The organism is Caulobacter sp. ErkDOM-E, assembly GCF_048541895.1.
GTDB lineage: Bacteria > Pseudomonadota > Alphaproteobacteria > Caulobacterales > Caulobacteraceae > Caulobacter.
Map to the genome: position 1 here is coordinate 448,001 of NZ_CP183331.1, position 18,105 is coordinate 466,105.

Consider the following 18,105-nt stretch of genomic DNA (forward strand, 5'->3'; position numbering starts at 1 on the left):
TCTCCTAGAACTTGCCCGAGACGCCGATAAAGACGCCGCGCCCCTCACCCGGCCAGAAGGCGGCCGTGTTTTCGATCGTCGTCGCCGTGACCGAGGCCGGATTGGCCAGCGGATTGACGGTGGCGACATAGCGCTTGTCGAACAGATTGCGCGCATCGACGAACACCGTCACCCCGTCGCGGCTATAGCCGGCCCCCAAGGAGGCGATGGCGTAGTCGGGCGCGCGGACCTTGTTGCGGAAATCGACGAACGGGCCGCGCGGCGACCACTCGACCGCCGGGGCCACGAACCAGCCGGCCGGGTGCTCGTATTTCAGCTCGGCGCGGTAGAGGTGCTCAGGCACGATCGGCAGGGTGTTGTCGCCATACTGGGCGTCGCCCTCGAAGTGGAAGTCCGACCAGGCCCAGGTCTGGCGCAGGCGGATGCGCTTGTTGAACCGCCAGTCGAGGCCGGCTTCCAGGCCCTGATGCACCGTCTCGTCGGCGTTGAAGGTGGCGGCCGGGTGGGCGGGATCGACCACGAAGCTCAGCAGCTCGTTCTTCAGCTCGGCGCGATAGAGGGCCAGATCCCAGGCAAACGCGCCCTTGCGGCCGCGGGCGCCGATTTCGCCGGTCCAGGCCTTTTGCGGAACCACGGGCGCGAAGCCGGCGGCGGCGGACGGCGAATAGGCTCCGAAATTGGGCGGCTCGACCGACTTCGTCAGATTGGCGAACACCTGGCTGTCCTGGTCGATCTGGAACAGCAGGCCGACGCGCGGGGCCAGCCAGTCATAGTCGCGGCTGGCGGTCAGGTCGAAGGTCGAGGCCACGCCGGCCAGCTTGTAGGCGCGGTAGTCGCGCGTCGCCGTCCCGTAGGTCGCGCCGGCCACGAGGGCGACGCGCGGGGTGACGAAGAAGCGACCTTCGGCGAAGACATCCAGCGCCTCGGCGTTCTGGCGCGAAAAGGCCTGGGCCGCGCCCTTGGAGCCGCGCAGGTTCAGCCACTGCCGGGCGTCCAGATCACCGATCCGGTAGGAAGCGCCCGCGAACAGGTCAGCGGCGTGGCCGCCCAGTTCGCCCGTCCAGTCCAGCCGGCCAAAGGCGCCGAAGTTGCGGCTCTCCTGGTCGATGACCTGGAAGATCGGATGGTCCAGATCACGCCAGGCGGCATGGACGCCGCCCTCGAACACGATGGTGTCAGACAGGCGCCAGGTGGTCTGCACGCTGGCCCGGGCATTGCGCATGTTGCGGCCGTAGTTATTGGCCAGATTGCCGGCGGCGGCTTTCTCGGGGCTGTTCAGCGCCTGGGCCAGGGGCAGGGAGCCGGCGATCTGCTGGCGCAGGTCCGCGCCGCTGACATACAGGCGCACCTCGCGGTCCTCGCTAAAGCTGTGGCCGATATTGGCCGACAGGCGCGCGGCCGAGCTGTTGCTCTGCTGGCGCCAGCCGTCGGCGTTCATCAGGGTGGCGCCGACGAAGACGTCGTTGTCGCCGAACTGGCGCGCCACCTCGCCATGCAGGCGGGCCGTGCCGAACGATCCGCCCTCGACGCGCAGCAGGTTGTCGGCGCCGGCCGTCCTACCCGTCGGCGTCACGAAATTGATCGCCCCGCCCAGCAGGGCCCCGCCAAAGCGCAGGGCGTTGCCGCCCTTGTAGACCTCGGTGTAGCGGGCCAGCAGCGGGTCGATCAGCTGATAGTCGCCATAGCCGTCGGCCTCGTTCAGCGGCACGCCGTCCTGGGCCAGCAGGGTTCCGCGATTGTGGTTGGCGTTGCCGATGCCCGAACCCCGGATCGACAGGCGGGTATCCTCGCCGAACTTCTTCTGGGCGAACACGCCGGGCACGTCGCGGACAGTGTCGTTGAGGCCCAGGGCGAAGCGGTTGGCATAGGCTTCCGACGAGATCACGGCCACCGCGCCGGGGGTTTCCGACAGGCGCTTGCGGGCCTGGGCCACGGCGGGCGGGTCTTCGGGATCGGGGCGGGCGGTGACCAGCACCGAGTCGATCTGGGTCTGGTTAGTGTCGGCGGCGTGAGCAGCAGGCGACAGGCAAAGGGCGGCGGCGCCCAGCAGGAGGGCGCGGCGGAAGGTGACGGTCATGAAAATTGCAGTCCTGAAAACGTGACGAGACGCGCGGGCGGCGTCAGCCGCAGCGCAGGCTTTGGGTCAGGCGTTCAGGTTGGCGGGTGGCCCCTGTCCGGGCGGACGGGGCGGCGCGCGGGCATGGCCGCGAACGCCCAGGGTGCGCACGACGGCGACTTCCAGGCGGACGGCATAGCGCACGGGCGCGATGGTGGCGGCGGGGTCGGGGGTGATGGCGGCCAGGCTGGCGGCCACGCACTGGCCGCACTTGAAGCCGCCGAAGATCTTGCTGGGAGCCGGCTCTTCGCCGCCCACCTTGACCAGCTTGGCGCCGTCGGCCGTACAGATGATGATCGCCTCGCCCGCGCTGGTCGAGCGGGCCATGGCGACGGCCGGAACCAGGGTCTGGGCCAGCACCGCGAACGCCGCCAGCAGGGCGACGAGCAGGGTAGGGCCGGATCTGGCGCGACGGGCGGTCATGGTCTGGGGTGACTAGGCGCTGGCGTGTGCGGGGTCAATTGGGGTGTGTTTGGTTTTTGCCGGGCGGTGGTATGCGCCACATGCAGACCTTGGCGCCTCTACAAACTTCGGACGTTCAGAGCCGGTAGGCTGCGAATTCGCGATGCGTCCGTGAAAGTCGCTTGAAAGCTTTGCTTCTAGTGACTGCTGACGGGCCAAGGCGCGTCAATCGATCGCCGGGTGACCGTGACAAACCTGTCTTGGCCTTCGGCTATGCCGCTTCGCGAACCGAGCCGGCGAATCGCGCCGCCAGTAAGCGTAGGAGAGGCGCCATTATGAAGTTCCCGACGGGCCTGCTGCTTTTCCTCCTGTTCTCCTCGCCCAGCGCGGCCCTGGCGCGGGAGATTGTCTCCGATGGTCCCGCCTTGGCGGCGGCCGGCGCCTACCCAGTCGGCGTGATCACCCAGACCCTGACGGAAAAGGACCAGCCGGACCTTGTGGCCAGCGATCTGGCCGCCGGTACGCTGGTGCGCGGTGATCGCGTCCTGCCGCTGACCATCTGGTACCCCGCCACCCGCCCGACGGCCGGCGCCGCCACCGTGCGCTACACCATGCCAGACAAGCCCGCGGCGGGCGAAGTCGCCGCCCAGGTCCCCTACAAGGTCGGCGGGGCCTATCCCGACGCCAAGCCGGTGCGCGGCCAGGCCTTTCCGTTGGTGGTGATCTCGCACGGCTATCGCAACTGGGCGACCAGCTTCAGCGACCTGGCCGAGAACCTTGCCTCCAAGGGCTATGTCGCGGCTTCGATCGACCATCACGATCTTGAGCCGGTCACCCTGGCCGCGCCGCAGCTGTCGTTCGCCACGACGGTGATCACGCGCGTCGCCGACCAAAGGTTCGTCATCGAAGCCCTTACCAAGACCGCCGGAGAAGGGGCCCTGCGAAACGTCTATGATCCGGGCAACATCGCCTTGATCGGCTACTCCATGGGCGGCTTCGGAGCGCTGGCGACCATGGGCGCGGGGCTGGATCCGAACGGCCCGCTCGCCAAGGTCGCGCCTGTGGGCCTGCTCCAACCCTTCACCACCGACAATCGGGACTTCACCGCGAACACGCCCAAGGGCGTCAAGGCGATGGTGGCTTTCGCGCCCTGGGGCGGCGCGCCGCCGCTGCGCGCCTGGACGGCCGACAGCCTGGCCAGGATCACGGTCCCAAGCCTGCTGATCGTCGGTGATCGTGACGACGTCAGTGGTTACGCCGATGGCGTCGCCTGGCTGTACGGCGCAATGCGGGGCGCCGACCGCAATCTCCTCGTCTACGAGAACGCGCGGCACAATATCGCTCGCGACGGCACGCCGCCCAGCCTAATCAGCGACTATCAATCGGTCGTGCGCTTCGAAGAGCCGGTCTGGCGTCGCGATCGAATCCTGGCGATCAACCGTCACTTCATCACCGCCTTCCTCGACGCGCATCTGAAAGGCGACAAAGCCCATGGAAGCTATCTGACCGCGCCGACGCCCAAGGCGGCGGACGGCGTCTGGCGCGTCGGCCAAGGCGCGCCCACAGAGGGCCTCTATGCCTCCCCGTCGGATCCGGCGAGCGCCGGCTACTGGCCGGGCTTTCAGAACCGTTGGGCGTTGGGCCTACAATTGCGCCATGACACCGCCGAGCCGCCGCCGGGGCTGTGACAACGGGCCACGGTCGCGCGGGCAGGGCGCCATCAGCGTTCCTGACTACGCCACGCGCACCACGTTCCTCCAACAATTTCGCCGCGAGTGCATAGGCGTTCTCGGGACCCAAACCTGAAGGGTCCCGCCACCGGGCGTCAGAGTGACGGCGCCCTGCCTTGAACCGATCGGCTTTTGCCAACCGCCCATCCGGCCGCCCTCGCGACGAGACGCTATCGTCAGTTTTCGACAGCGAGATCGGGGATGTATTGCGACGCAATCTGGTCGACAAAACTGTGGGGCGAAGCGCCCAGCAGGTTCGTCAGAACGATCACCGTAAGGTCATCCTTGGGGTAGATGAAGATGGCCGCGCGATTGCCGCCCGTGGGCGTGATCGCGGGGTGTTCCGCGCGGCGAATGACCGGCCAGCCTAGTCCATAGCCATTGATGGTCTTGTTGAAGCCGCGATAGCTTCCGTCGGGCAGTTGCTGCGGTGTCCAGAGCTGCTCGAGGCCCTTTTCGCTGACCAATTGCCGCTTCTGCAGCGCGATAACCCATGCGGCCAGATCTGTGGCCGTGGCCTGAACGCCTGCGGTGGGATGCATATAGGCCGGCCACACCTCCTGGCGCGCAAGCGGGGTCTCGCTGCGCTCGACGCCGACGGTCCTCATGTCCGTGATCTGCAGCGTCAGATAGGTGTAGAGCCGGGCCAGCTCGGGCACGGTGTCGGCCGTGTTTCCAAAGCGCGCGTGCGCCATGCCCGCCGCCTTGAACTGCCCCTCGCCAACGACATCAACGAAGCGCTTGCCCGAGAGCTTCTCGATGATCTTGCCCATCAGGGCATAGCCCGTCTGGTTGTAGGCATACTGCGTGCCGGGCGCATATCTCAGGGGAAGGGTCTGGACCTTGGCCCAGGCGGCGTCGGGCTCGGCGCCGTCGATCAGCCGGGTGTTGTCGTCGATGATCTCGGGCAGGCCTGATGTGTGCGTCAGGATCTGGCGGACCGTGATCGGTTTCCACGAGGGCGGCAGCTCTTGGAGATATTGCGTCACCGAGGCGTCGAGATCGAGCTTGCCGGCCTCGACAAGCTGCATCGCCGCGACGCCGGTGAAGGCCTTGCTGATCGAATTGATACCGAAAACCGTGCGGTCCGTGACAGGCTTGGCGGTCTCGAGGTCGGACTGGCCGTAAGCGCCCTTGAAGATGATTTTGCCGTTTTTCACGATCGCCAGCTGGAGCCCCGGAATACGGCGGGACGCCATCTCGCTTTGAACCAGGCGTTCAATCGCGGCGGTCTTGCTGTCCGCGTCTGCGATCTGCGTCGTCTGGGCGTTTGCGCTATTGGCAAGGCCGCCCATGATCGCAATCAGGCCGATTGCGGCGGAAATAGTCTTCAGCATTCTTTTGGCTATCCAGAGCTCGGGGGGACCGGCCGCAATCGCGGATCAGGCGGAACGGCACGTTGGCTGAGGGATGGGCTGGTCGTGGCGTCGGTTGACCCGTTCGCTGCACGCCCGTCAACCCAGGCTCGGTCAATGGCATGGCTTGATCGGTGAACGGCGATGCAGCCCGGCGAACTGTTGCCTCAGGGCGGACGGGGCTGTCAGGTTTGCGTGCGGCAGCGGCCAAGCAGGATCAGCTCCCTATCTGGCGCTACTCGGGATGGGTGGTGCTTAGGGGACTCGAATACCTGACCCCATCATTGCGAACGTGATGTTCACTGGCCCCGAGCGGACCTTCCCAAGGTCGCCTAAGAGCCAAATCCAGCTCCCCTAATGCCCACCCGCCGCCGCGACCGGCTTCTTCTTCGGCGCGCGGGCCAGCATGCCCTTGGCGATCTCGTCCTCGCCCACCAGGGCGTGGTTGGCGCCCATGCTTTTCAGCAGTTCGACGTCGGCGTCGGTATAGGCCCGGGCAATGATCTCGGCCTTGGGGTTGGCGGCGCGGGCCTGTTCGATAATCCGGGCGGCCTCGAACGGGCTGGGCACGGCGACGAACAGGTGGGTGGCCCTGGCCAGGCCGGCCTTCAGCAGCACCTCGGGCAGCACCGCATTGCCGTTGACCACCTCGAAGCCGGCGGCGCGCAGTTCGGCGGCGCGCTCGGGGTCGGCTTCGATGACCACCAGCGGCGTGCGGCCCTTCAGGCCCACGGCCACCCGCTTGCCGACCCGACCATAGCCGACCAGCAGGGCGTGAGGCCGGGCGGCGGCGACCAGCGGCGGCTCGCCGGCCGCCTCGCGCTCGCGGGCGAGCATCCGGGGCAGAAAGCGGTCGAGGATCACGAACAGCAACGGATTGAGCAGGATCGACAGGATGGCGCCGGCCAGGATCAGGTCGCGGCCCGCTTCCGGCAGCAGCTTCAGCGACACGCCCAGCCCCGCCAGGATGAACGAGAACTCGCCGATCTGGGCCAGGCTGACCGAGATCGTCAGGGCCGTGCTCATCGGTCGGCGGAAGGCCAGCACGATGATCAGGGCGGCGATCGACTTGCCCACCACGATGATCGCCAGGGTGGCCAGAACGGCCAGCGGCTCACGGATCAGCACCATCGGGTCGAACAGCATGCCGATCGAGACGAAGAACAGCACCGCAAAGGCGTCGCGCAGGGGCAGGGTCTCGTTGGCGGCCTGCTGGGACAGTTCGCTCTCGGCCATGATCATGCCGGCGAAGAAGGCCCCCAGGGCGAACGACACGCCAAACAGCGCCGCCGAGCCGAAGGCGACGCCCAGCGCCATGGCCAGCACGCCCAGACGGAATAGCTCGCGCGAGCCGGTATGGGCGACGCGGTGCAGGATCCACGGGATCACGCGGCGGCCGACGATCAGCATGAAGGCGACGAAGGCTGCCACCTTGCCGATGGTGATGGCGAAGGCGCCGGCCACGCCGCCGGGACCGGGGGCGGCGGCCTCACCGCCCAGCATTCCGGAGAGGGCGGGCAGCAGCACCAGGGCCAGCACCATGGCCAGGTCCTCGACGATCAGCCAGCCGACGGCGATCTTGCCACGCCCGGTCTCGACCAGCCGCCGCTCCTGCAGGGCCCGCAGCAGCACCACGGTCGAGGCGACCGACAGGGCCAGGCCAAAGACGATCCCCCCTCCGACGGTCCAGCCCAGGGCGAGCGCCAGGCCCAGGCCCATCACCGTGGCGGCGACGATCTGCACCACGGCCCCGGGTATGGCGATCTTGCGCACCGCCATCAGGTCTTTGAGCGAAAAGTGCAGCCCCACGCCGAACATCAGCAGGATCACGCCGATCTCGGCCAGCTGCGGCGCCAGCTCCTGATCGGCGACATAGCCGGGCGTGAACGGCCCGACCATCACGCCGGCCACCAGATAGCCGACCAGCACCGGCAGCTTCAGCCGATTGGCGAGGGCGCCGAATACGAAGGCCAGCCCCAGACCCGCGACGATGGTGACGATCAGCGAGGTATGGTGCAAAGGCTCTCCTTGACGGTCAACATTTTCGGTCGTATTCAACCAATATGGGTGACGGGCCCCGGATCTGCCAGATGCCACACGCAAAAATTCTCCTGCCGGCCCAGTGTCGGGGCGCCCGCGGCCTGCTCAGCTGGTCGCAAGGCGAGCTCGCCGATCGGGCGGGGGTGTCGCGCAGCACGGTCAAGGACTTCGAAACCGAGCGTCATGCGTTGCACCATAGCACCGAACGCCTTCTGATCGTGGCTTTCGAGGCGGGTGGGGTCATGCTGATCGCGCCGGGCAGCGCACCGGGAGACGCCGGGGCGGGCGTCAGGCTGAAACTGGCAAGCTAGGCGGAGAAAGAGGAGCGCGCGTGCAGCACGAGGTTTCACCAGCGGACTACAAGGACCTGGTCCTGTTCCTGGCCACCGCAGGCGTCGTCGCGCCGATCTTCAAGCGGCTGAAGATCAATCCGATCCTAGGCTTCCTGCTGGCGGGCGTGATCCTGGGGCCCTACGGGCTTGGACGCTTCATCCATGTCGCCCCGTGGCTCGACTACGTCACCGTCGACAATCCCGACGAAATCGCCCAGCTGGCCGAGTTCGGTGTCGTCTTCCTGCTGTTCATGATCGGGTTGGAGCTGTCGTGGGAGCGGCTGCGCCTGATGCGCAAGCTGGTGTTTGGCCTGGGCGCGGCCCAGATGATCGGCTGCTCGGTCGCCCTTGGCCTGGCGGCCATGGCCCTGGGCCAGCCGCCTGTCGCGGCCCTGGTGATCGGGGCCGCCCTGACCCTGTCGTCCACCGCCATCGCCGTGCCGGTGCTGGCCGAGCGGCGAAGGCTGCATTCCGACGGCGGACGGGCGACCTTCTCGGTGCTGCTGTTCCAGGATCTGGCCGTCGCCCCGATCCTGATCACCCTGACCATTCTGGGACGCGGCGACGGCGCCTTTGCGCTCAAGGACCTGCTGGCCTTGGCCCCGGCCGCTGCGGGCCTGGCGGCCATCGTCCTGGCGGGGCGCCTGTTCCTGCGGCCGATGCTCAAGTCCGTCGCCAAGGCCAAGAGCGAAGAGATGTTCATGGCCGCCTGCCTGCTGGTGATCATCGGCGCCGGCATGGTCAGCGCCCTGTCGGGCCTGTCGATGGCCCTGGGCGCCTTCGTGGCCGGGGTGCTGCTGGCCGAGACCGAGTATCGCCACGAGGTCGAGGTCAAGATCGAGCCGTTCAAGGGCCTGCTGCTGAGCCTGTTCTTCGTGTCGCTGGGCATTCGCCTGGACCTGTCGCTGCTGGTCGCCAAGCCCGCGCTGATCCTGGGCGTCGCCATCGGCCTTCTGGTGGTCAAGGCGGCCATGGTGTTCGGCCTGGGCCTGGCCATGAAGCTGGGGACCAAGGCCTCGGCCGAGGCGGCTCTGATCCTGGCGGCGGGCGGCGAGTTCGCCTTCGTCATTCTCGACAACGCCATGGGCGCGCAGGTCGTGCCGCGCGCGGTGGGCCAGGCGGTGCTGGTTTCGGCCACCCTGACCATGTTCCTGATCCCGGCCCTCGCCGCCCTGGGCGCGCACCTGGGTCGCAAGGCCGCCGTCGCCAGGACGTCCGAAGCGCCCCTTGGCCAGGGCCAGGCCGATGAGCCCGATCGGGTCGGTCCCGAGCCGTCCGGCCAGGTGCTGGTGATCGGCTATGGCCGGGTCGGCAAGCTGGTCGGCGAGATGCTGGGCCGCCACGACCTGCCCTGGATCGCCGTCGAGCGCGACGCCCGGCTGGTGGAGCAGGGGCGGCGCGATGGCAGCCGCATCTATTATGGCGACGCCGCTCGACTGGAGCTCCTTGAGCGTTGCGGACTGGCCACCGCCCGCGCGGTGGTCGTGACCATGGACGCGCCGGAAGCCGCAGAGGCGGTGGTCGCCGCCGCCCGCGGCGCGCGGCCTGACCTGACCATCGTCGCCCGCGCCCGCGACGCGCGCCATGCCGCGCGCCTCTATGAGCTGGGCGCCACCGACGCCGTGCCCGAGACCATCGAGGCCAGCCTGCAGCTGTCCGAGGCGGTGCTGGTCGATATCGGCGTGCCGATGGGCCTGGTCATCGCCTCGATCCACGAGCGCCGCGATGAATATCGCAAGGCGCTGAACCGTCCCGACGCCCTGGGCGGTCGCCGCCGGCGGCTGAGGGACGCGTCGCTGCGATAGCGGCGCCTGGCCCCGGTGGGCGCCGCGGGTCGCGCCTGGCCGAATCTTCCCGTGGCGCGCGAACAACAGCATAGGTGTGGCCGTACTGCGACAAAGCGCCACCTTTTCATGCACCAAGCCCTTGCGCGACCCGGTTTCACGTGCGAACCAACAGACTGGCGCTCCCAGCGGAAGATTTCGGCCTATACGCTCGGAAGTTGATTTTGTGGGGCGGTCTTGTTTGGCTTCCTGGAGCGCATATCCAGGTCAGCGAAACCTGACGAGTGTGGCTTTGCTGACACTTTCCCGGGACGTTCGCCTTGGTATAACGATGCTCGGTCGTTTTCGGCCGGAGCAGGGCAATAGAGGGCTCTTGATATGAAATTCAAACTCCTGGCGGGAGTCGCTCTGGCTGCGGTTTGCGCCGCGTCGAGCGTCTCCGCTCAAGAGACCGGCTGGTACGGCGCGGTCGATCTGGGCTACCACTTCCCGACCGCCATCGGCACCGAGTCCAGCCTGCGGGCTCCGGACAACGCCAACTATCACTGGCAGTGGGCCGCCGATAAGGATTGGACCGGCTTCGTTCGTCTCGGCTACCAGTTCACCCCGAACTGGCGCGCTGAACTCGAAGGCGGCTATCGCCCCGGCGATCTGACCTCGGTTCGCGGCAACGCCGTTCGCCAGCAGCCCCGTGGCCTCTGCACCCCCGGCGTGATCCGCACTGCGGCCGCTCCGACGTGCGGCTCGCCGGACGGCTCGATCGACTCCTGGACCCTGATGGCGAACGTCCTGTACGACTTCGCCCCGGACGCCTGGATCAACCCCTTCGTCGGCGCTGGCCTCGGCCTCAATCGCGTTGACGTGAAGGCCCTGGGCCAGTTCAGCGGCGTTCAGGCCCCGATCTCGGCCAGCAACCCGGCCATCCAGAACCTCAGCGTTGACGACGACGACACGTCGATCGCCTGGCAAGCTCTGGCCGGCGCCTCGATCAAGGCAACCGACAAGCTGAAGATCGACGTCACCTATCGTTATCTCGCCGGCTACGACACTGAGTGGCTGTCGACGGGTTCCGCAGGCGCTCTGCAGCCGGGCACTTTCGGTGGCCAGTACAAGGACCAATCGGTGACCGTCGGTCTCCGCTACTCCTTCGCCGCCCCGCCGGCCCCGCCGCCCCCGCCGCCCCCGCCGCCGCCTCCCCCCCCGCCGCCCCCGCCTCCGCCCCCGCCGCCTCCCCCGCCGCCTCCGCCGGCATATGAGGCTCGCGAGTTCATCGTCTACTTCCCGTTCGATCAGTACGTGCTGACGCCGGAAGCCCAGTCGGTGGTTTCGGAAGCTGCGAACTACGCCAACGCCGGCAAGGCGACGAAGCTGGTGGTCGTCGGTCACACCGACACCTCGGGTTCGCCGAAGTACAACGCCCGCCTGTCGGAGCGTCGTGCAAAGGCCGTTGCTGACGCTCTGGTTGGTCTGGGCGTCGTCCAGGACACCCTGGCCGTCGACTGGAAGGGCGAAAGCGCCCCCGCCGTCGCCACCGGCGATGGTGTGAAGGAACCGCTGAACCGCCGTTCCACGATCTCGATCAACTTCTAAGATCTAGATCAACTTGATCTGGGAAGGGCCTGGCGGCGACGCCGGGCCCTTTTCTTTTGCGCTGTACGCCCTCCAGCTGGGCTGCGGCGGGTGCGGGCGGGTCAGGCCCTGCCGACCGCCCTCAGGGCCGCGCGCGTGATCACCTAAAGGCGCCTGTGGGCCAAGCTGTGGGCGGATGTCGAAGTCCGGGGGCGGATCGCTTGACCCGACTTGTGACCGTCTGTCGCAGCTGAAAAAAGTTGGCGCTGGCAACCCCTTGATCCTGCCCGCTAAGTTGGAGCCGTTCACAGCTTGTTAACGAAAAACTCGCCGCCGGGGCGTTGACGAGTCATTAGCCACTGTGGCCCCATATGTGGGCTGAGGGGGCTCCTCGGCCACAAGATGTAGCGGCTGGGCGGGGCGTTTCCTTCTCCGGAACACGCTGATTGATTATGGATTTTGGTCATGAACGGCAGTGAAGCGGCGAAGATGACTGCGCTCCCCCAGGGTCGCACCGAGGGCATGCGGGTTTCCGAGCGTCCGAAATTGGCGCTGGTACGCAAGGTTCAGGTCGATCGCTCGCGCGACGCCCTGCTGACCGATTTCGGCAAGACCACCCTGGAAGACCGCTATCTGCTGCCGGGCGAATCCTATCAGGACATGTTCGCCCGCGTGTCGACGGCTTTCGCTGACGACGCCGACCACGCCCAGCGCGTCTATGACTATATGAGCCAGCTGTGGTTCATGCCCTCGACCCCGGTGCTCAGCAATGGCGGCGCCGAGCGCGGCCTGCCGATCAGCTGCTTCCTGAACTCGGTCTCCGACAGCCTGGACGGTATCCTCAGCGTCTGGAACGAGAACGTCTGGCTGGCGGCCAATGGCGGCGGCATCGGCACCTATTGGGGCGGCGTCCGGTCGATCGGCGAGAAGGTCAAGGGCCAGGGCCAGACCAGCGGCATCATCCCCTTCATTCGCGTGATGGACAGCCTGACCCTGGCGATCAGCCAGGGCTCGCTGCGTCGCGGCTCGGCGGCCGTCTATCTGGACATCCACCACCCGGAAATCGAAGAGTTCCTGGAAATCCGCAAGGCGTCGGGCGACTTCAACCGCAAGTCCCTGAACCTGCACCACGGCATCTCGATCAGCGACGAGTTCATGCACGCCGTCCGCGACGGCCTGAAGTTTGGCCTGCGCTCTCCCAAGACCAATGAAGTGCTGCGCGAGGTCGACGCCCGCTCTCTGTGGCAGAAGGTTCTGGAGCTGCGCCTGCAGACCGGCGAGCCCTATCTGATCTTCTCCGACACCGTGAACCGGGCCATGCCGCAGCACCAGCGCGAGCTGGGCCTGAGCGTGCGGCAGTCCAACCTGTGCAGCGAGATCATGCTGCACACCGGCGTCGACCACCTGGGCAATGACCGCACGGCCGTCTGCTGCCTGTCGTCGGTCAATGCCGAGACCTTCATGGAGTGGCGCGACCAGCCGATGTTCATCGAGGACATCATGCGCTTCCTCGACAATGTCCTGCAGGACTTCATCGACCGCGCGCCGGACGCCGCCGCCACCGCCGCCTACGCCGCCATGCGCGAGCGTTCGGTGGGCCTGGGCCTGATGGGCTTCCACAGCTTCCTGCAGAGCCAGAACGTGCCGTTCGAAAGCGCCCTGGCCAAGAGCTGGAACATGCGGATGTTCAAGCACCTGCGCCGCGAGGCCGACAAGGCGTCGATCACCATCGGCCAGGAGAAGGGCCCGTGCCCCGACGCCGCCGATCGTGGCTCGATGGAGCGTTTCTCGCACAAGCTGGCCATCGCCCCGACCGCCTCGATCTCGATCATCTGCGGCGGCACCTCGGCGGGTATCGAGCCGATCCCGGCCAATATCTACACGCACAAGACCCTGTCGGGCTCGTTCGCGGTCAAGAACCCCTATCTGGAAAAGCTGCTCGACGAGAAGGGCCACAACACCGACGCGGTGTGGGGCACGATCCTGGAGAACGAGGGCTCGGTCCAGCACCTGGACTTCCTGAGCCAGGACGACAAGGACGTCTACAAGACCGCCTTTGAACTGGATCAGCGCTGGGTGGTCGAACTGGCCGCCGATCGCACGCCGGAAATCTGCCAGAGCCAGTCGGTCAACATCTTCCTGCCGGGCGATGTCGACAAGTGGGACCTGCACATGCTGCACTGGCAGGCCTGGGAGCGCGGCGTGAAGTCGCTGTACTATCTGCGCTCCAAGTCGGTGCAGCGCGCCTCCTATGCCGGTTCCGAATTCGCGGTCGAACCGACCGGCGGTTTCGATATCGCCGAGAAGACGGACTACGAGGAATGCCTCGCCTGCCAATAGGCGGGATAAATCTGCAAGATGGTTAAGCGGCGGCGAGGGCAAAACCCTCGCCGCCGTTTGCGTTTTGGGAACCCTTTGGGGGTCACGCTGTTAACCCTGCGGGCTTTCGTCACGCTGGACAGTCGCGAATTACGGGATAGGCTCACGTCAATTGGGATTGGGGAATCCGCCGTGCGGATCAGGGAAACGGGACGTTCCGCGCTCTGCCTGACGGTCATGACCCTGGTCATGACGGGGTCGCCCTTATCCGCAGCCCTCGCCGCGCCGAAGGCCTCCAAGGCCCCTCCATCCAAGCCCTCAAAGACGGTCTTGGCGTCCGACAGGGCCGCCCTCGGTTTCCAGCTGAACGCGCCGACGGCCGAGCCCCTGAAGCTGAGCCTCAAGGATGTCCAGCCGACCGACACGGCCGCCGTTGGCTTCGCGCCGCGCGAGGTCGAGTCGCACCAGGCCCGCGTCGAGGGGCAGTTCGCGCTCTCGCCCGCCGCGACCTTCGGGGATGTGCGCCTGCTGGACGCCGACCGCTATTATGACGGCCGAGGGCCGGTGAGCTGGCGCTCGAACGCTTTTGTGGTCGGCCAGACGGACGGCGGCGCAGTGGACTCGGTGCGCGTCTCGGTCGCCGCTGTGGCCCGCAACGCCGCTATCGCGCCCCTGAGCCTGGTCCGCCCCGACGCCCAGGCCTTCGACGCTGAAAACATCGACGTGACCCTGACGCGCGGCTGGCCCTCGGCCGTCAAGCTGGCGGCCGGCAAGTACGCCCTGGATTTCTCGCCCCATGCCGGCTTCGGCTTTGGCGACGCGGGCGGTTCGGCCGAGGCCGGCGCCACGGTGCGCCTGGGCAAGAATGTCGAGGACCGGGTCAGCGACTCCCTGGGTCTGCGCGACGGTAACGAGGCCTTTGGCCCACGCGGGCGCTGGTATGTGTTCGCCGCCGCCAGCGGCCGGGCCGTGGGCCTGAACATGCTGCGCGGCCAGAACGGCGACTGGAGCCGGGCCGGCATGAGCTCGGACGTCAACAGCAAGCTGATCGGCGACGCCCAGGCCGGTGTGGCCTGGCGCAAGGGCCCGATGCAGGCGTCGGTCGGCTACATTCGTCGCGAGATGAAGGCCAAGGACGTCATCATGGGCATGGCCACCCAGAAGGACTCGATGGTGGCCCTGTCTTTCAGCCTGAAACCGCACTGGTAGGGCCTCTGCGCTTGAGTTTCGGGCCGCGATCATGCAGCTAGCGCCGATCCCGTCCACGAACCGTCTGACGACATGACCGACAGCGAGCCCCCGCGCCGCAAGATCCTGAGCCTCAAGAGCGGCGTCGCCGCGCCCGGAGGCCCAAAACCGCTGGAGCGCATCGTCCGCCCGGCGCGCCCGGTCGTGCCCGAACCCCCACCCCCGCCGCCTCCGGCCGTGGGCGACTGGAAATGCAAGCCGTGCGGCGCCCGTTTTGATCCCTCGCCCGACCTCGCCGACGAAGACTCCGTCCGCTGCCCGTCGTGCAATGCCCGCCTGGGCCTGGCGTCCGACTTCCGCAGCGATCCGCCCAATGTGGACAAGCTGCGCGCCCGCCATCTGAAAAAGGCCTGAGCCGCCGGTTCGGTTATTCCAGAACGTCGGTCGGACCGGGGTCGATGTCGGCCCGGGCGGGCTGACGCCGGAACAGGCCCCGCCAGCCGGTGGGCTCGGGTGAGGGGCTGGCCCAGACGCTGCCGGCCATGGCCAGGCGCTCGGCCTCATCGAAGATGGCGCGCATGGTCGCGGTGTCGAATTTCAGCATGTTCAGATTGTCGAAGCTCGACGGGATCGAGGCCACGCTGAGCGGCAGATTGTGGCGCGCGCAGAAACCGGCGGCCAGGCTGAGCGCCTGCCGGTAGGAAAACCGCAGCATGGTCTCGAAGCCGCGCACCATGATCGAAGCCACCCCGGCCGGGGTCGAGCGCGGCGATGGGTCCAGCACCGTGTTGACGATCACATAGACCCTGCCGCGCCTCAGGCGCTGGCCCAGGCTGCGCCAATGGAGCAGGGCGTCGGGCATCAGGAACAGCGGCGCGGCGACACCGCCATCGACATGCATTTCCTGATAGCGCTCGCCGCCCGCCTCGACCGTGAACAGCTTGGCCGGGAACAGGCCCGGCACCGAGGCCGAGGCCAGCATGACGTCGCGAAACAGCTGCAGGGCGGCCTCGCCGCCGCGGCTGGCGATCGCGCCCATGTCCCAGATGACGGCCTTCTGGTTGTCGAGATTGGTGGTGGCGATCAGCAGGCGACGGCCCCGGGCGTGCTCGCGGGCCACGGCCTCGACCACCACCTCGTCGATGAACGGCCAGACCAGCGCCTCCAGGCCCTCGCCCTTGAACAGGCCAGCTCCCAGGCCGCCGGCGAAGCCTTTGATGCTGAGCAGATCGGCCGCGTACCCGCCGACATAGGAGTCGGTCAGGCGCTCGTCCCAGGCCGAGCCCAGAAAGGCCAGGGGCGCGATCAGGGCTCCGGTGCTGACCCCGGTGACAATGGCGAATTCGGGTCGCGCGCCGGCCTTGGACAGGCCTGTCAGCACGCCCGCCCCATAGGCGCCGCCGGAGGCGCCGCCCGACAGGGCCAGGATGTTGAAGTCGGCGCGCCCCAGCAGTGAGCGGGTCGGGGTCAGGCGGTCGGCGACGGCGTTCAGGGCCTGGTCGGCCTGATCGGCTGTCAGACGCACGCCGGGAAAATCGACGATCTCGGCCAGTTGGTCGGCCGGCGGGGTCGCCAGGCGCTTGCCCCGCAGGGGGTCGCCCGTCCACCAGTCGGCAAACAGGCTCTGTACGGTGGTCTTGGTCTCCGGCCTCCGACTCAAGCCGGCCTCACGCGTGCGAGCCGGTCAGAACCACGCCGACCAGCACGGCGGCATAGTGCAGTCCGGCCCCGCCGACGACATGGCCATGCCAGATGGCGCGGCGAAACTTCAGACGGCGCATCAGATAGAAGATCGTGCCGGTCGAATAGACGATGCCGCCGATGGCCAGCAGCAGCAGGGCCGGCCAGGACAGGCCGTCGATCATCGGCTTGATGGCCACCAGCACCAGCCAGCCCAGGGCCAGGTACAGGCCGACCCAGAAGCGCTTGTCCAGGCCCGGCAGCAGCAGCTTGGCCAGCACGCCGACCGTGGCGACGGTCCACACCGCCGTGGTCATGCCGATCGCCCACCAGCCGGTCAGGTTCTGGGTGGTGAAGGGGGTGTAGGAGGCGGCGATCATCACGAAGATGCCGGCATGGTCGAAACGCCGCAGCAAGGGCCGCCAGCGTGCCTTGGCGAAGTTGTAGGCCGTCGACAGCGACAGCATCAGGATCAGGCCGACCGTATAGATCGACACCGCCGCCACCTGTTTCAGGTCGCCTATGCCGAAGGCCAGGCCCAGCAGGATGCCGCCGCCCAGCAGGGCGCAGGCCAGGCCGGCCAGATGGACAATCAGGTCCGCACATTTGGCGCCGGCGGTCGGATAGTGGGTGGTGATGTCGGTCATGGTCCCAGTCTAACCGCAGCGAGTGACGTATGAACGACGATCATCATGGCGCCGATAGGGCGGGCGGTCGTCAGGAAAGCAGAGCGGAGGCTCCATCGAAGACCAGCTTTCCGCCGACCGCGACCAAAAGGACATAGATCACGCGATAGAAACCCTCCGCAGGCACCCGCCGCACCAGCCACACCCCGGCCCAGGTCGAGGCGATGGCCAGCGGCAGCAGCACGCCGGCGGTGGCCAGCACCTTGGGCGTGAGCTGGCCCAGGGCGATATAGGCCGGAACCTTCATCCAGTTGACCACGGCGAAGAAGATGGCGCTGGTGCCGATGAAGGCGTCGCGCGGCAGGCGGCGCGGCAGAACATAGATCTGGAACGGCGGCCCGCCGGCATGGGCGATCTGGCTGGTGAAGCCCGCCGTCAGGCCGCACAGGGCCCCCAGCCACGGCCGGCCCGCTGTGGCGGCCACCTGCGCGGCGACCTTGACCGCCCGCTCGGCCCACAGCCGCTGCAGGGCGAAAACGATCGAGATCAGCCCCACAGCCAGCTCGACCGCCGCCGGCGAGACGAAGGCCGCCAGCGCCCAGCCCAGAAAGATGCCGACAGCGGCGGCCGGCAGCATCAGCTTCAGCAGGCCGCTGTCCCAGGTCTTGCGGAACGCCCAGACGCTGACGACGTCCTGCACGATCAGGATCGGCAGCAGGATGGCCGCGGCCAGCACCGGAGAGATGGCCAGGGCCAGCAGCGGCGTGGCCACCACCCCGATCCCCGCAAACCCGCCCTTGGCCAGGCCCAGCAGGATCACGGCCGGGATGGCGACAGCGTAAAAGAACGGATCGGTCAGCATGGATTTTGCCTTAGCAGCTGGAGTCCGGCCGGGCCACTGGCCGCTCCGCGCCTGCGGCGCTCTTGCCCTGCGACGGGCGCAGAGGGTGGGCGGTGGATCCGG

General features: G+C 67.6%; 14 protein-coding genes. 7 read left to right on the forward strand and 7 right to left on the reverse strand.

What is annotated here, in order from left to right; translation table 11 throughout:
* Nucleotides 1–4: 4 nt before the first annotated feature.
* Together ACN2C7_RS02230 and ACN2C7_RS02235 are read right to left on the reverse strand one after the other, a co-directional pair.
* Entirely contained in the window at nt 5–2,077 is a 2,073-nt protein-coding gene (locus ACN2C7_RS02230) for a TonB-dependent receptor family protein (RefSeq protein ID WP_419319577.1), read from the reverse strand.
* A 66-nt stretch (nt 2,078–2,143) separates the two neighbouring features.
* Nucleotides 2,144–2,539: a DUF2946 family protein gene (locus ACN2C7_RS02235; protein ID WP_419319579.1), complete on the reverse strand. Its 396-nt coding sequence runs from the start codon at nt 2,537–2,539 to the stop codon at nt 2,144–2,146.
* 314 nt (nt 2,540–2,853) lie between these two features.
* Here ACN2C7_RS02235 and ACN2C7_RS02240 point away from each other — a divergent pair, with 314 nt between their 5' ends.
* Nucleotides 2,854–4,206: an alpha/beta hydrolase family protein gene (locus tag ACN2C7_RS02240; protein WP_419319580.1), complete on the forward strand. Its 1,353-nt coding sequence runs from the start codon at nt 2,854–2,856 to the stop codon at nt 4,204–4,206.
* 218 nt (nt 4,207–4,424) lie between these two features.
* On the opposite strand, the gene ACN2C7_RS02245 is transcribed toward ACN2C7_RS02240, so the two are convergent.
* Together ACN2C7_RS02245 and ybaL are read right to left on the reverse strand one after the other, a co-directional pair.
* On the reverse strand, nt 4,425–5,585 hold the full coding sequence (locus ACN2C7_RS02245; protein WP_419319581.1) for a serine hydrolase domain-containing protein: 1,161 nt from the start codon (nt 5,583–5,585) through the stop codon (nt 4,425–4,427).
* A gap of 372 nt (nt 5,586–5,957) precedes the next feature.
* The gene (ybaL, locus tag ACN2C7_RS02250; RefSeq protein ID WP_419319582.1) at nt 5,958–7,622 is read right to left on the reverse strand and encodes a YbaL family putative K(+) efflux transporter; all 1,665 of its coding nucleotides are present in this window, start codon (nt 7,620–7,622) and stop codon (nt 5,958–5,960) included.
* A gap of 71 nt (nt 7,623–7,693) precedes the next feature.
* Here ybaL and ACN2C7_RS02255 point away from each other — a divergent pair, with 71 nt between their 5' ends.
* The 6 genes from ACN2C7_RS02255 to ACN2C7_RS02280 all read left to right on the forward strand — a co-directional run bounded on the left by ACN2C7_RS02255 (nt 7,694) and on the right by ACN2C7_RS02280 (nt 15,249).
* On the forward strand, nt 7,694–7,954 hold the full coding sequence (locus ACN2C7_RS02255) for a helix-turn-helix transcriptional regulator (RefSeq protein ID WP_419319583.1): 261 nt from the start codon (nt 7,694–7,696) through the stop codon (nt 7,952–7,954).
* Nucleotides 7,955–7,974: 20 nt separating this feature from the next.
* Nucleotides 7,975–9,780 (forward strand): cation:proton antiporter, encoded by a 1,806-nt coding sequence (locus ACN2C7_RS02260; protein ID WP_419319584.1) that lies wholly within the window; start codon nt 7,975–7,977, stop codon nt 9,778–9,780.
* A 357-nt stretch (nt 9,781–10,137) separates the two neighbouring features.
* Nucleotides 10,138–11,349: an outer membrane beta-barrel protein gene (locus ACN2C7_RS02265; protein WP_419319585.1), complete on the forward strand. Its 1,212-nt coding sequence runs from the start codon at nt 10,138–10,140 to the stop codon at nt 11,347–11,349.
* A gap of 438 nt (nt 11,350–11,787) precedes the next feature.
* Nucleotides 11,788–13,668: a ribonucleoside-diphosphate reductase subunit alpha gene (locus ACN2C7_RS02270; RefSeq protein ID WP_419319586.1), complete on the forward strand. Its 1,881-nt coding sequence runs from the start codon at nt 11,788–11,790 to the stop codon at nt 13,666–13,668.
* Between the two features lie 309 nt (nt 13,669–13,977).
* Nucleotides 13,978–14,856 carry a lipid A-modifier LpxR family protein gene (locus tag ACN2C7_RS02275; protein ID WP_419319587.1) on the forward strand — a complete coding sequence of 293 codons (879 nt, stop codon included), beginning with the start codon at nt 13,978–13,980 and terminating at the stop codon, nt 14,854–14,856.
* Between the two features lie 72 nt (nt 14,857–14,928).
* The gene (locus ACN2C7_RS02280) at nt 14,929–15,249 is read left to right on the forward strand and encodes a hypothetical protein (RefSeq protein WP_419319588.1); all 321 of its coding nucleotides are present in this window, start codon (nt 14,929–14,931) and stop codon (nt 15,247–15,249) included.
* A 13-nt stretch (nt 15,250–15,262) separates the two neighbouring features.
* On the opposite strand, the gene ACN2C7_RS02285 is transcribed toward ACN2C7_RS02280, so the two are convergent.
* The 3 genes from ACN2C7_RS02285 to ACN2C7_RS02295 form a co-directional block, all read right to left on the reverse strand.
* Complete coding sequence (locus tag ACN2C7_RS02285) at nt 15,263–16,495, reverse strand: patatin-like phospholipase family protein (RefSeq protein ID WP_419319589.1); 1,233 nt, start codon at nt 16,493–16,495, stop codon at nt 15,263–15,265.
* 7 nt (nt 16,496–16,502) lie between these two features.
* The gene (trhA, locus tag ACN2C7_RS02290) at nt 16,503–17,162 is read right to left on the reverse strand and encodes a PAQR family membrane homeostasis protein TrhA (protein ID WP_419319591.1); all 660 of its coding nucleotides are present in this window, start codon (nt 17,160–17,162) and stop codon (nt 16,503–16,505) included.
* Between the two features lie 70 nt (nt 17,163–17,232).
* Nucleotides 17,233–18,003: a sulfite exporter TauE/SafE family protein gene (locus tag ACN2C7_RS02295; RefSeq protein ID WP_419319592.1), complete on the reverse strand. Its 771-nt coding sequence runs from the start codon at nt 18,001–18,003 to the stop codon at nt 17,233–17,235.
* Nucleotides 18,004–18,105: the final 102 nt, after the last annotated feature.

What these genes read in the sequence shown, in the direction of transcription:
- ACN2C7_RS02230 (WP_419319577.1), bottom strand. Translation starts at nt 2,077, where the DNA reads ATGACCGTCACCTTCCGCCGCGCCCTCCTGCTGGGCGCCGCCGCCCTT.
- ACN2C7_RS02235 (WP_419319579.1), bottom strand. Translation starts at nt 2,539, where the DNA reads ATGACCGCCCGTCGCGCCAGATCCGGCCCTACCCTGCTCGTCGCCCTG.
- ACN2C7_RS02240 (WP_419319580.1), top strand. Translation starts at nt 2,854, where the DNA reads ATGAAGTTCCCGACGGGCCTGCTGCTTTTCCTCCTGTTCTCCTCGCCC.
- ACN2C7_RS02245 (WP_419319581.1), bottom strand. Translation starts at nt 5,585, where the DNA reads ATGCTGAAGACTATTTCCGCCGCAATCGGCCTGATTGCGATCATGGGC.
- ACN2C7_RS02255 (WP_419319583.1), top strand. Translation starts at nt 7,694, where the DNA reads ATGCCACACGCAAAAATTCTCCTGCCGGCCCAGTGTCGGGGCGCCCGC.
- ACN2C7_RS02265 (WP_419319585.1), top strand. Translation starts at nt 10,138, where the DNA reads ATGAAATTCAAACTCCTGGCGGGAGTCGCTCTGGCTGCGGTTTGCGCC.
- ACN2C7_RS02280 (WP_419319588.1), top strand. Translation starts at nt 14,929, where the DNA reads ATGACCGACAGCGAGCCCCCGCGCCGCAAGATCCTGAGCCTCAAGAGC.
- trhA (WP_419319591.1), bottom strand. Translation starts at nt 17,162, where the DNA reads ATGACCGACATCACCACCCACTATCCGACCGCCGGCGCCAAATGTGCG.
- ACN2C7_RS02295 (WP_419319592.1), bottom strand. Translation starts at nt 18,003, where the DNA reads ATGCTGACCGATCCGTTCTTTTACGCTGTCGCCATCCCGGCCGTGATC.